Annotated in this window: 14 protein-coding genes and 1 riboswitch; of the genes, 8 read left to right on the top strand and 6 right to left on the bottom strand. The window is 72.3% G+C overall.

Going from position 1 to position 12,495, the window contains the following annotated elements; genetic code table 11:
- The first annotated feature begins 29 nt into the window (after positions 1-29).
- The 3 genes from ACFV4G_RS04975 to ACFV4G_RS04965 all read left to right on the top strand — a co-directional run bounded on the left by ACFV4G_RS04975 (position 30) and on the right by ACFV4G_RS04965 (position 1,785).
- Positions 30-497: a hypothetical protein gene (locus ACFV4G_RS04975; protein ID WP_380436550.1), complete on the top strand. Its 468-nt coding sequence runs from the start codon at positions 30-32 to the stop codon at positions 495-497.
- Positions 497-925 carry a cupredoxin domain-containing protein gene (locus tag ACFV4G_RS04970; protein ID WP_380436548.1) on the top strand — a complete coding sequence of 143 codons (429 nt, stop codon included), beginning with the start codon at positions 497-499 and terminating at the stop codon, positions 923-925. The genes ACFV4G_RS04975 and ACFV4G_RS04970 overlap by 1 nt, the downstream gene beginning before the upstream one ends.
- 215 nt (positions 926-1,140) lie before the next feature.
- Positions 1,141-1,785: a hypothetical protein gene (locus tag ACFV4G_RS04965; protein WP_380436546.1), complete on the top strand. Its 645-nt coding sequence runs from the start codon at positions 1,141-1,143 to the stop codon at positions 1,783-1,785.
- Positions 1,786-1,840: 55 nt separating this feature from the next.
- Here ACFV4G_RS04965 and ACFV4G_RS04960 read toward each other — a convergent pair whose 3' ends face one another.
- The 4 genes from ACFV4G_RS04960 to ACFV4G_RS04945 are packed head-to-tail and all read right to left on the bottom strand — an operon-like array spanning position 1,841 to position 3,696.
- The gene (locus ACFV4G_RS04960; RefSeq protein WP_380436544.1) at positions 1,841-2,260 is read right to left on the bottom strand and encodes a glyoxalase; all 420 of its coding nucleotides are present in this window, start codon (positions 2,258-2,260) and stop codon (positions 1,841-1,843) included.
- 55 nt (positions 2,261-2,315) lie between these two features.
- Entirely contained in the window at positions 2,316-2,813 is a 498-nt protein-coding gene (locus ACFV4G_RS04955) for a hypothetical protein (RefSeq protein ID WP_380436542.1), read from the bottom strand.
- A gap of 46 nt (positions 2,814-2,859) precedes the next feature.
- The gene (locus tag ACFV4G_RS04950) at positions 2,860-3,363 is read right to left on the bottom strand and encodes a winged helix-turn-helix domain-containing protein (RefSeq protein WP_380436540.1); all 504 of its coding nucleotides are present in this window, start codon (positions 3,361-3,363) and stop codon (positions 2,860-2,862) included.
- 60 nt (positions 3,364-3,423) lie between these two features.
- Complete coding sequence (locus tag ACFV4G_RS04945) at positions 3,424-3,696, bottom strand: hypothetical protein (protein WP_380436538.1); 273 nt, start codon at positions 3,694-3,696, stop codon at positions 3,424-3,426.
- Between the two features lie 393 nt (positions 3,697-4,089).
- Positions 4,090-4,276, bottom strand: a riboswitch (M-box (ykoK) riboswitch).
- Between the two features lie 198 nt (positions 4,277-4,474).
- Here ACFV4G_RS04945 and ACFV4G_RS04940 point away from each other — a divergent pair.
- A complete protein-coding gene (locus ACFV4G_RS04940; RefSeq protein ID WP_380436536.1) occupies positions 4,475-5,686 on the top strand; it encodes an alpha/beta hydrolase in 1,212 nt (403 codons plus the stop codon).
- A gap of 162 nt (positions 5,687-5,848) precedes the next feature.
- On the opposite strand, the gene ACFV4G_RS04935 is transcribed toward ACFV4G_RS04940, so the two are convergent.
- Entirely contained in the window at positions 5,849-6,334 is a 486-nt protein-coding gene (locus ACFV4G_RS04935) for a universal stress protein (protein ID WP_380436534.1), read from the bottom strand.
- A 201-nt stretch (positions 6,335-6,535) separates the two neighbouring features.
- Positions 6,536-8,707, bottom strand: coding sequence for a potassium-transporting ATPase subunit KdpB (gene kdpB / locus ACFV4G_RS04930; RefSeq protein WP_380436532.1), 2,172 nt, complete (start codon positions 8,705-8,707; stop codon positions 6,536-6,538).
- A 354-nt stretch (positions 8,708-9,061) separates the two neighbouring features.
- Between kdpB and ACFV4G_RS04925 the strand changes: the two genes are divergently transcribed.
- The 4 genes from ACFV4G_RS04925 (at position 9,062) to ACFV4G_RS04910 (ending at position 12,385) form a co-directional block, all read left to right on the top strand.
- The gene (locus tag ACFV4G_RS04925; protein WP_380436530.1) at positions 9,062-9,235 is read left to right on the top strand and encodes a hypothetical protein; all 174 of its coding nucleotides are present in this window, start codon (positions 9,062-9,064) and stop codon (positions 9,233-9,235) included.
- 33 nt (positions 9,236-9,268) lie between these two features.
- A complete protein-coding gene (gene lysA, locus ACFV4G_RS04920; RefSeq protein ID WP_380436528.1) occupies positions 9,269-10,615 on the top strand; it encodes a diaminopimelate decarboxylase in 1,347 nt (448 codons plus the stop codon).
- Between the two features lie 111 nt (positions 10,616-10,726).
- Positions 10,727-11,155, top strand: a complete 429-nt coding sequence (locus tag ACFV4G_RS04915) for an ML domain-containing protein (RefSeq protein ID WP_380436526.1) — start codon at positions 10,727-10,729, stop codon at positions 11,153-11,155.
- A 267-nt stretch (positions 11,156-11,422) separates the two neighbouring features.
- Positions 11,423-12,385, top strand: coding sequence for a hypothetical protein (locus tag ACFV4G_RS04910; protein ID WP_380436524.1), 963 nt, complete (start codon positions 11,423-11,425; stop codon positions 12,383-12,385).
- The last annotated feature ends 110 nt before the right edge of the window (positions 12,386-12,495 follow it).

Here is a 12,495-nt window from a genome sequence, read left to right as displayed (position 1 = left end):
AGCTCGTCCTAGCCCCCGGGAGGTTGGCAGTGCAGCGGTGGATCATCCTGACGGTCCTCACCACGGCCCTCAGCGGCCTGGCAGTACCCGCAGTGCCCGCAGTGGCCGATGCGGGCCCCGATCAGCCGACGACGTCGGTCACCATCGACGGCGCGCGGATCGACCAGAAGATCCCGGGCAAGGTCCGGGTCGACGTCACATACGTGTGCGGGGTGGCCGCCGAGGCCAGGTCGCTGACCGTCACGGTGGAGCAGCAGGACCCGGAGGACGCCGCCACGAAGGCCTTCGGCTCCACCCGCACGGCCGACACGGACATCCAGTGCGACGGGACGGAGCAGCACCGCCAGCTCATCGTGTCGTCCAAGACCACCAACTGGATCCCCGACGTGGACGCCGTCCTGACCGCCACGGTCTCCAACCTCGGCTCCGCCCCGCCGGCCTCGGCCGACGCCCGCCGGATCCGGCTCGCCACCCCCACCCCCGCCGCAACCGGCTGATGCGCCCGCCGACCCGGCTCGCCCGGGCCGGCGGCGCCCTCCTCCTCGCCGCCGGCCTGAGCGCATCCCTCACCGGATGCCTCAGCGCCTACATCGGCTCGGCGCCGGAGGACAGCGGCCCCACCACCGCACCCGCCGCGCCACGGCTCCCCACGACGGCGGCCCCCAGCGGCCCGACGGCGGTGACGGTGACGATCGGGAACTTCCTGTTCCAGCCCGCGAACTTCACCGTCCGCCCCGGCGGCACCGTCACGGTGGTGAATGCCGACACGGTCGAGCACACCCTCACCGCCCAGGACCGCACGTTCGACACGGCCCCCATCGCCCCGGGCGCCTCGGCCACCTTCAAGGCACCGGCGCAGCGCGGCGCGTACTCGTACCAGTGCACGTTCCACCACTTCATGCGGGGCATCCTGACGGTGGGTTAGGCCCGTCGTGGAGTCCCCGCCGTTCGACGGGACGATGGATCCGGCCGGGCCGGACCGCGGCGTGTGCCCATGGCCGATCCCGCTCCGTAGCCGCAAGTTCACTGGTCACGACTGCTGCTCCCTTTGCACCCCATGCTCTACAGTGCTGTAGAACTAAGAGCTGGTAAAGCAGGCGCCAAGGCGGGGGCGACGCGAACAGCGAACGGGGTTGAACCATGGACAGACCGCTCCGGCTACCTCAGCAGGACCGGGCCGACTTCGAGACGGTGCTCAGCAGGGCGCTCGCGGGGGCGGCGGTGCAGGCCGCGCTGCGCGCGAGGGGGGAGCAGGCGCACGGGGCCGAGCGGTTGCGGCGGTGTGCGCGGGACAACGCGGAGTACGTGCTGGCCGCCGCCGCGCCCGAGTACGAGCGGTACGCGGGGTTGCGGGCGGACGCCGACGCGGAGGCGCGGCTGCCGGTGGACGCGCCTGCGCCGGAGCGGGCCTCGGGGTGGCTGGGGGTGCTGGCGGTGATCGTGCCGCTCGTCTCCGGGGCCGCTGCCGGGATCTTCCTGCTGCTCGGCTACGCGCTCGGGCTGGCCGACGACTCGGAGGTGCTGGGCGGGGCGCTGGTCGGTGCCGGGTGGGTCGCGGCCGGGGTGGCGCTGGTGAGTGCGCTGGCGGGCGGGATCGGGCTGGCCGCCGCGGCCTCGCGCTCGCGGGCGGCCGAGGGCGGTGACGCCGGGGCCCCGGGCGAGTTGGCGCTCGCGCGGGACGCCTGGCGGACGGCGCTGGCGGAGCGCGGGATGGTGCCGTACCTGGTCGCCCAGGCGAACGCCGGGCGCGGCGGGGCCACCGCCGCGCCCGGGTCGCGGGTGTAGAAGCCGGATACGGGCAAGGAGACCTCAAGGAGCCTGCGGTTTCGGCTGGTTGCCTTCACCGGTACGAAGGCTCCTTGGATGATCCGGTCGGCTGTGCAGGGGTGGGCGTGGGCTGCTGTTCGACGAACTCCAGCAGGTTGCCGACCGGGTCCTGGGTGTAGAAGCGGCGGTTCGGCGGCAGCGAGGTGTCCCACACGACCAGCGCGCCGGAGCTCTCCAGCCGGCTCGCGAAGGCGTCGATCTCGTCGACGACCAGGCCGGGGTGGGCCTTGGCGGTCGGCCGGAAGGCGTCCTCGATGCCCAGGTAGAGCCGGACGCGGCCACCGTCGGCGGCGAACCAGCACCCGCCGCGTTCGGCGAGCGAGGCCGGGCGGGGGAGCTCGGCCATCTGCAGGATGTCGCCGTAGAAGGCGCGCAGCATGGCCTCGCTGCCGGGCGGGGCGGCGAGTTGGACGTGGTCCAGGGCGGTGATCACCGAAGGGTTCCTCTCGTGGTGCGGTGCAGGGGACGGGAGTTGGCGGGTGTGGTCGTCAACAGTGCTGGGACGGAGGAGGGTTGGCGCCGGGCCGATGCGGTCCCCGGCGCCGCTCGCGGACGGCGTCCACGAGGATCCGGACGGTCGGGACGGGCAGGTCCAGTCGGCGGGCGATCCACGGTGCGGTGTGACCGCCGAGGGCGAGCACCCAGGCCGCGTAGAGCTGGTTGAGCTGCGGCCCGTCCTCGGTGAGCAGCAGCGGGCGGACGGCCTCCATCGGGAAGCCCTCCAGGGCGCGGGTGCTGTAGACGGGGCCGTCCGGGCCCGGCGGAGGCAGCGGGAGCCTCCGCCGGGCCGCCAGGCGGCGGCCGACGAGCAGCGCGCCGACGAGCAGCAGACCGGTGGCGGCGGACCCGATGAGGGCGGCGCCGATCACCGGCCGGTCCGGGTCCGAGGCCTCGTTCAGCGCGAGGCCTTCGAGGACGAGCAGCGTCAGGACGACGAGCAGCCCCGCCGCCTCGCCGCGCCGCGGGAGCAGCTTGCCGGGAGTCATCGGAAACCTCATCGTGGCCGTGGTGACGGTGAGTTGGCGAAATGGGTCAGGCCGCGGCGGCCAGCCGGGGGTCGTACTTGTAGCCGACCTGGCGGACGGTCGCGAGGGTGGGCCGGTGCCCGGGGCCGAGCTTGCGGCGTATCCGGGCGATGTGGGTGGAGATGGTGCGGGTGTCGCCGTTGTCGGGGCGGCCCCACACGCTCTCCATCAGCTGGCGGCGGCTGTGCACCCGCAGGGGGTTGGCGACCAGGTGGGCGAGCAGCTCGAACTCCATGAAGGTGAGGTCGACTTCGCGGCCGTTCACGGTGGCGACGCGCTGCTCGGGGTCGATCGCCAGCCCGTTCGGCGGGGTGTCGTCCCCGGCCTGCGGGCGGATGGCCCGGACGGTGGCGGCCCGGACGGAACCGGCCTGTGCGGGGACGCGCTCGGCGGGGGCGGCGGGAACGGCGGGGGCGGCCTTGGCCGCGGGGGCGCTCGCCGTCGTGACGGCGCGGAGGGCGGCCCGGTGGTCGGAGAAGATGACGTCGAGCCGGGGGTAGCGGACGGCCATGACGGGACTTCCTTCGGCGTGATTCTGCTGGTGGAGTGGTTGGCGGGAGCGGACGGGCGGTCAGTTCTCGGCGTGCCAGCGGGCGCACAGCCGTGCCGTCCCGTCGGCGGCGGTGACGGCCTCCCAGCGGGCCCGCAGGCGCATCGGCGGCCCGGCCGGGGCCTGCGAACCGATGGCCCGGAGCACGGTGTCGTCGATCGGGCCCGCGGTGATCGAGCCCGCGGCGATGGGGCCCGCGGCGATCCGGCCGAGGACGCCGGCGAGGGCGGCGCGCAGGCCGCGGGGCGGAACGGTCCGGGTGGTGGTGGGGTGGAAGAAAGCGGCGACGGACATGGCGACTCACCTCGGGTTCAACGGTCGGCGGGCGTGCGAGGGCATGCCCCGGCCGGGCGTGGCGTGGGGTTGGCGGGTTGACGCGCGGGCCCGCCTCGCGGCGTGCGACGGTGACCCCCTGCGGGCACGGCACCGCGACCCGGGGCGGCCGTCCGATGCGGGGCCGCGCGGGCACGGTGGTGTGCACATGCGCTGACGAAACGTCAGAAGCACGGTGGGATAAGGGGGTTCAGCGTCTGCCGGAGGCGTGCTCGGGCATGCGGGAACGGGGCCGACTGTGGCCCGGACTACTACTACTGCTGTCCATGCGATCGCCTCCTTCCGGTCGGACGCACCACGGGCGGTGCGTTCATCGACTCGGCAGGAGCTCGCCAACCTGCCCCCCGGGCCGCCGGCTCACCCCAACTCGTCAGAGCTTTGGCACTTCACGGCGTAATCCCCGGCCGCAACGGGCACTGCGGGGAAGCCACTTGGGATCAACCCTTAGGTCGGGAAGATCTGTCCTGAACCTGGGCGTCTCTCGACGTCGTCGGGTCAGTGGCCTGTGTCCGTGAAGACGCCTCACCGAACGAGGTGCCTTTTCAAACACCCGAAAGCATAGCCCGGAACAGGGCGATCCTCGACACCTTTGTCGAACTTCTGACACGAACTCCCGGCGAACTCCCGGTACGAACGCCCTCCCCGGAGCGCATGACGTTCGGGTGCCATCCGATTACGGTGGGTGGGAGGCGCTGTGGATCCGGGACCGGTGGTCCACAGTGGTAGGGGAGGCCGGACCATGGGACTCACCAGTCACAAGCTGCTCGCGCTGACGGCGCTGTTCACCGTGGCCACGGTGCTCGGCACGCTGTGGGTGTGGCCGAAGCTGGCCGTCCGGAGCTGGCCGGCGATGTTCCTGCGGCTCGGCACGATCGTGCTCACGCAGCTGGCGCTGGTCGCCACGCTGGGGCTCGCGGTGAACGACTACTTCGTCTTCTACAGCAGCTGGTCCGACCTGCTGGGGCACGATCGCGGGGCGGCCGTGATCCAGGGCGCCGGAGCCACCCCGAGCGCTACGGGGACGAGCGGTGCGGGGGCGAGCGGTACGGGGACCAGCGGCGCCGGGACGACCGGCACCGGGCCCGCCCGCTCGCCCGCCGGGATCCAGGTGCTCGGCACGGCGGACATCACCGGCGCCCCGGCGGGCAGCCGCGACCCGGCGCAGATCGGGCGGCTCGACAAGGTCCGCATCCCCGGCGGGACGACCGGTCTGAGCACCGACGGTTACGTCTACCTGCCGCCGCAGTACTTCCAGCCGGGCGGCGAGCACCGGCAGTTCCCCGCGCTGCTCGTGATGACCGGCTTCCCCGGCGACGCCGCCAACCTCGTCACCAAGCTGCGCTACCCGGCGTACGAGCTCGACCTGCTGCGGAAGGGCGCGATGCGGCCGGCCGTGCTCGTGCTGATGCGCCCGTCGCCGTCGATGCCCCGGGACAGCGAGTGCGAGGACGTCCCGAACGGCCCGCAGGCGCAGTCGTACTACACGACGGACGTCCCGGCCGACCTGCGCGCCTCCTACCGGGTCCTGGACGGCACCGGGAGCCTCGGCGTGATCGGCGACTCGACGGGCGGCTACTGCGCGCTCAAGCTCGGCATGGTGCACCCGCAGACCTTCCCGGCCGTGGTCTCGCTCTCCGGCTACTTCAAGGCGGCGGACGACATCACGACCGGGGACCTCTTCGGCGGCAGCGCGCAGCGCCGCGACGAGGCCGACCTCACGTGGCGCCTCGCGCACCTGCCGATGCCGTCGCTGTCGGCGCTGCTCGCGGACAGCAAGGAGGACGGGAGCACGTACGCGGACTCGTCGGCCTTCGCGGCGGCGGCCCGTCCGCCGCTCACGGTGGCGCAGGCCACGGTGGACTCGGGCGGGCACAACTTCACGACCTGGACGCGACTGCTCCCGCCCTCGCTCACATGGCTGAGCGACCACCTCAACGCCCCATCTCCGTAGGAACGTTGGCATGGCGCTGCCCCCGTCCGGGCGGATCGGACGGGGGCGGCGGAGGGGGGCTCGCCGGGCCGGCCCCGGCGGCCCTGGTCGTGGTGCCGCGGTGATGCGGTCGGTGGCGTGGTGCCGCGATGCCGCGATGATGCGGTGCCGCGGTCGGTGGCGTCAGCGGGCGAGGAGCGGGAGCGGGGCGCCCGTGCGGGCGGGGAGTTCGAGGCGGGTCAGCAGATCGGACGGGGACACCTCGACGACCCGGCATCCGGCCCGGTGGCGGCAGTGGCGGGCGACCGACGCGTGGCGCAGCCGGTCGAGCCGACGGCGGGTGGCGGCGCCGATCACGAGGATGTCGTCCGGGCCGGTGACGGCGCCGACCAGGGCGGGTCCCGGTTCGGAGTTGACCACCACGGGGTGGACGACCAGGCCGGACGGGTACCCGCCGTAGGCCTGTTCGAAGGCGATGTCGAGGCGCCGGCGGGCGGCGTGCTCCAGTTCGGACAGTGGTCGCAGCCCGTCCCGGTCGTGCGCGGTCCAGGCGGCGACCGGCACGAGGGTGGCTCCGTGCCGCGCCGCTTCGCCGACGGCGTGGTAGAGAGCGGCGAGACTGCTCAGTGATCCGCTCAGGCCGACGATCACTCGGGTGGTCCCGGTCATGGCCGTTCGCCTCCGTGTGCCAGTTTGTCTTCGTGTGGGTGCGTGTCTTCGGTTCCGTCATGTCCAGTGAACCCCGGAACCACCCCGTCCGCGTCGCCGCTGACGCTGCCATGACGCGTGTCGCCCGCATCTTGACGGCCCCCTGACAGCCGTGCGTACTAGTAGCACCGGTGCCGGTACCGCTACTCGCACCGGCGGCGGTCAGCCCAGCCCCGGGACGAACTCGATCAGCAGGTCGATCGCCTTGATGCCGAGGAACGGCAGGACCAGCCCGCCCAGCCCGTACACCCGCAGGTTGCGCCGGAGCAGGTCGGTCGCGGAGGCGGGCTGGTAGCGGACGCCGCGCAGGGCGAGCGGGATGAGCGCGACGATGATCAGCGCGTTGAAGATGATCGCGGAGGCGATCGCGGACTGCGGGCTGTGCAGCCCCATGATGTTGAGGTGGTGCAGCCCGGGGTAGGCGTTCGCGAACATCGCGGGGATGATCGCGAAGAACTTGGCGACGTCGTTGGTGATCGAGAAGGTGGTCAACGCGCCCCGGGTGATGAGGAGTTGCTTGCCGACCCGGATGATGTCGATGAGCTTGGCCGGGTTGGAGTCGAGGTCGACCATGTTGCCCGCCTCCTTCGCCGCCGGGGTGCCGGAGTTCATGGCGACGCCGACGTCGGCCTGGGCGAGGGCGGGGGCGTCGTTGGTGCCGTCGCCGGTCATCGCGACCATGTTCCCGGCGGCCTGCTCCTGGCGCAGGTAGGCGAGCTTGTCCTCGGGCGTGGCCTCGGCGAGGAAGTCGTCGACCCCGGCCTCCTCGGCGATGGCCTTGGCGGTGAGCGGGTTGTCGCCGGTGACCATGACCGTGCGGATGCCCATCCGCCGCAGCTCGGCGAAGCGTTCGGCGATGCCCTCCTTGACGACGTCCTTGAGCTCGACGACGCCGAGCGCGCGGGCGCCGTGCCGGTCGTGCACGGCGACGAGCAGCGGGGTGCCGCCGTCCCCGGCGATCCGGTCGACGAGCGGTTTGGCCGCCATCGGCAGCCGGCCGCCGGACTGCACGACCCACTGGGCGACGGCGTTCGCGGCGCCCTTGCGGATGAGGCAGGCGGTCCCGTCGGGCCAGCTCAGGTCGACGCCGCTCATCCGGCTGTGCGCGGTGAACGGGACGGGCCGCTGTTCGCCGAGCTCGCCGGGCGCCCTTGGCGGCACCCAGTACTGACGGTTCGTCAGTTCGACGAGCGAGCGCCCCTCCGGCGTCTCGTCCGCGGCGGACGCCAACTGTGCCGCCTCGGCGAGCTGTTCGGTCGTCGCGCCGGGCAGCGGGTGCAGGGCGACGGCCCGCCGGTTGCCGTAGGTGATGGTGCCGGTCTTGTCGAGCAGCAGCACGTCGACGTCCCCGGCGGCCTCGACGGCCCGGCCGGAAAGGGCGACGACGTTGCGCTGGACGAGCCGGTCCATCCCGGCGATGCCGATCGCGGAGAGCAGCGCGCCGATGGTCGTCGGGATGAGCGCGACCATCAGGGCACACAGCACGACGGTGGTCTGCGGGGCGTGCGCGTAGATGGCCATCGGCTGGAGGGAGACGACGGAGAGGATGAAGATGATGGTGAGCGACGCGAGCAGGATGTTGAGCGCGATCTCGTTCGGCGTCTTCTGTCGGTTGGCCCCCTCGACCAGGCTGATCATCCGGTCGATGAAGCTCTGCCCGGGCCGGGAGGTGATCCGGACGATCAAGTGGTCCGAGAGCACTCTGGTGCCGCCGGTGACGCTGGTGCGGTCGCCGCCGGACTCGCGGATGACGGGGGCGGACTCGCCGGTGATCGCCGACTCGTCGACGCTGGCGACGCCCTCGACCACCTCGCCGTCCTGCGGGATCACCTCGCCGGCCGACACGAGCACGATGTCGTGCAGCATCAACTCGTTGGCGGGGATGACCTCGTGACGGTGGTCAGGGATGCCGACCCGCCAGTGCAGCAGCCGTCGGGCGGTGGTGCCGGCCTGCGCGCGGCGCAGCGAGTCGGCCTGCGCCTTGCCGCGCGCCTCGGCGACGGCCTCGGCGAGGTTGGCGAACAGCACGGTGAGCCAGAGCCAGAAGCTGATCACCCATGCGAACACGCTGGGGCGGGCGACGGCGTTCAGCGTGGTGAGGGCCGAGCCGGTCTCGACGACGAGCATGACCGGGTTGCGGACCATCGTGCGCGGGTGCAGCTTGCGGACGGCGGCGGGCAGGGCCTCGGCGAGCTGCTGCCGGGTGATGAGGCGACGGCGTCCGTTGGCGGGGCCGCTGGGCCGATGACTGGGGTGCTGCGGTTGCTGCGGTTGCTGCGGGTGGGGCGCGTGCTGCGGGTGGTCGGTGGTGTCCGTGAGGGCCGTACGGCGCATCGTCTCGGGGACCTTCCGGGCTGCCCCTTGCGGTGGGGCGGCGGGTTCGGTGGCGACGGGAACGGCGGACAGCCCACCACCGGATTCCTGTGCGCCATGCCGGTCTTGACGCGGGCTTGGCGGCGGAACGGCCTTCTTTGACAGTTCCCTGACACCATGATCGACCCAGCCTCCGACCTGCGCGAACACCCGTTCGGGGGGCTGGGGTCGGGGGGAATGTCAGGAAGTCGTCAAGGTGGGCCCCGTTCGCGTAGGTCACGCGTCAAGGGCGGGTGCGGTCGGTGTGCGATGGGTTTGCACTGGAACCGGGGGCCGCGGACGACGGCCCTCCACGACCTTCCCTGGGAGTCTTCGATGACCACCGCCACCGCCCTGATCGACGTCGACGAGCCGCTTGAACGCACGATCCGCCTCGTGCCCGTCGCCGAGCGCCCCGAGCCCGCGCCCGCCGCCCCGGCCCCTTCCGAGGTCGACCGCAGCCGTACCCGCCCGGCGCACTGCCGATACGCGATGCACTTCGAGGACTGACCGCCACCCGCTCGACGTTCCGTAGGAGCCGCAATGACCCAGCTCACCGCCCCTCCCTCCGTGACCTCCACCTCCGCCGACGCGCTCGGCGGCCCCTGGCCCGCGTCGGCGCGGACGGGGCCCGGCGGGGAGGTGCTGGTCGGCGGAGTCGGGCTGGCGGAGGCCGCCGAACGGTTCGGCACGCCGCTGTACGTCCTCGACGAGGCCGAGGTGCGGGGGCGCGCCCGCGCGTACCGCCGGGCGCTGCCGCACGCGGACGTGCTGTACGCGGGCAAGGCGTTCCTGTGCAGCGCGATGGCGGACTGGGTCGCGGAGGAGGGACTGGGCCTGGACGTCTGTTCGTCGGGTGAACTGTGGCTGGCCTCGTCCGCCGGGTTCCCGGCGCAGCGGATCCTGCTGCACGGCAACGCGAAGTCCCCGGAGGACCTGAGGCTGGCGCGGCGGTTGCGCGTCGGCCGGATCGTCATCGACGGGCCGGCGGAGATCGCTCGGCTCGCGGCGCTGGTGGCGGCGGACACGCCGCAGAAGGTGCTGGTCCGGGTCGTCCCGGGGATCGCGGCCGGGCACCACGCGGCCGTGCGGACGGGCGTGGGCGGCCAGAAGTTCGGCTTCCCGATCGAGGGCGGCGACGCGGCCGATGCCATTGCCCGGGTGCTCGACCAGCCGGGGCTGGAACTGGTCGGCCTGCACTGCCACTTGGGCTCGCAGATCACCGAGATCGAGCCGTTCCTCCAGTCCGTGGACACGCTCGTACGGCTGCTCGCCGACGTGCGCGACCGGCACGGCGTCGAGCTGCCCGAGCTCGACCTCGGCGGTGGCCACGGCATCCGGTACCTGCCGGGCGACGAGGAGCTGGACGTCGCCGAGTTCGCGGTGCGGGTGACGGACCGGCTGGCGGTGCGCTGCGCCGAGGCGGGCCTGGAGGTGCCGCGCCTGATCGTCGAACCCGGCCGGGCGATCGCCGGCCCGGCGGCTGTGGCGGTGTACCGGGTGCTGTCCGTGAAGCACACGGCGGACGGGCGGACGTTCGCGGCGGTGGACGGCGGCATGAGCGACAACCCGCGGCCGGTGCTGTACGGGTCGGAGTACACCGTGCGGATGGTGGGCCGCCGTACGGACGCGGGGACGGCGCGGGTCGACGTGGTCGGGCGGCACTGCGAGGCCGGGGACGTGCTCGTGCGCGACGCGCTGTTGCCGGCCGACCTGCGGCCGGGTGACCTGCTGGCCGTGCCGGCAGCGGGGGCGTACCAGCTGTCGATGGCCAGCGGCTACAACATGGTGGGTCGTCCGCCGGTGGCCGCCGTGAAGGATGGCAGGGCACGGCTGCTGATCCGGAGGGAGACGGTCGAGGACTTCCGCCTTCGGGAAGTCGGCCGCTGAGCGCGCACCCGTTCGAGTGGTTTGACGTGTCTCCGCCCGTAGGAGCCGCCTGCCGGAGTCCAGACTGTCGCGACGTGCCACGGCGGTGCGTCGTGACGGAGGGAGTTCAAGATGGCCGGCTGGAGCTATGAGGACAGAGGTTTGCCGACGGACGCGCTACAGATCAAGTCCATGACCGTCACCCCGGATCCGCCGAAGCCGGGAAGCCCCGTCACACTCCGGATCGACGCGGCTGCGACGAGGGCGATCGAGGACGGCGCGTACTTCGACCTCGTGGTCAAGCTCGGGCTGATCAAGCTGATCGAGCGCAAGTACGACCTCTTTGCGGAGCTTCGCGGCGGCGGTGCCGAGGGCCTGGAGCTGAGCTGCGACACCAGCGACGGAAAGCGCCCCATCCCGAAGGGGGACGCGGTCCTGACAGCGGTCATCGGCCTCCCGAGGGAGGTTCCGAGGGCGAAGTTCAAGCTCCAGGTCCGCGCCTACACGGTCGATGACGACGATCTGGCAGCCGTGGAATTCGACGTCGACCTCTCGCGCTAACCGCACCTGCGAACGTCGTCGTGCCCCCGCCGCCTCCGAGCGGTGGGGGCACGACGCTTGCACGAGAAGTCGGCGTGGCCGACTTCTCGTGCGAGTGAGCTGCACGTTTATCGGCTGACTACGAGGACGACTTCCGCATGACCACGTCAGCTGACACGCTGTCGGCGTCACTCCGGGATCCGTGGCTCCGGTCTTCAGGGGCGGTGGCCGGCTTGCGAGTTGGGCGGGCAGGGCGAAGGAGGATCCCCCGGGAGAAGGGAAGTCTCCGTGTCAAAGCGCGTTCTCGCACTCGTCAGCGTGCTGGTGGGTGTGATCCTCGCATGCACGACCGTCGGGGCCGGTACGGCCTCGGCCGCCTCCGGCGACTGGACCGCACAGGCTCCGGTCGGCGGCGGCTCGAATGCCGGACCGACGATGGCGTCCTTCAACAACCGCCTGTACGTGGCCTGGAAGGGTGCGGGCGACGACCCGCGGATGTTCTACGCCTCCAGCTGGGACGGGGTGCACTGGACGGACCAGGTCGGGGTCGGGGGCGGTACGAGCACCAGCCCGACCCTCGCCGCCTTCAGCGGGCGGCTCTACCTGGCGTGGAAGGGGGCGGGGAACGACCAGCGGATGTTCTACGCCTCAAGCCCCGACGGCGTGAACTGGACGGACCAGACCGGTGTGGGAGGCGGCTCGAACTCCGCTCCCGCGCTGGCGACCTACAACGGCCGGCTGGTCCTGGCCTGGAAGGGTGCAGGTGACGATCCGAGGCTCTTCTTCAGCGTGAGCTGGGACGGCCGGTCGTGGTCGGAGCAGCGGGAGGTGGATGGGGGAGGTGCCACCAGCACCGGCCCCGCGCTGGCCGAGTTCGCGGGCAAGCTGTACCTGGCGTGGAAGGGCGCCAATGACGAGCACGTCTACTACGCGACGACCGGCGACGGCTACAGCTGGACGCAGCGGGGCTGGGTCCAGGGCGTGGGCGGGACCAGTCAGTCGCCGACGCTGGCGACGTTCAACAACGCGATCTTCATCGCCTGGAAGGGTGCGGGGGAGGATTCGCGGATGTTCTACACCGCGAGCAACAACGGCCAGAACTTCGGCGACCAGCGCCAGTTGGGCGGAGGTACCAGCAACGGGCCGGCGCTGGCCGCGTTCGGCAACTGTGGTTGCCTGTTCCTGGCCTGGAAGGGCGCGGGGATGGATCAGCGCATGTTCTATTCGTACAGCCCTGATGCTCAGGCGTGAGTGGATCGTTCGTGGGGGGGGAGTAGGGGAGGGCCAAAGCCCAAAACAACCTGGGGAAGAGGGGGGGGGGGGTCAGGTATTGGTTGGGGGGGGCAAAGGCTCCCACCCCG

Origin of the sequence: Kitasatospora sp. NPDC059747, assembly GCF_042732955.1 — a bacterium.
In the GTDB taxonomy this organism is placed as follows: domain Bacteria; phylum Actinomycetota; class Actinomycetes; order Streptomycetales; family Streptomycetaceae; genus Kitasatospora.
This window is presented reverse-complemented; position numbering and strand designations above follow the sequence as displayed.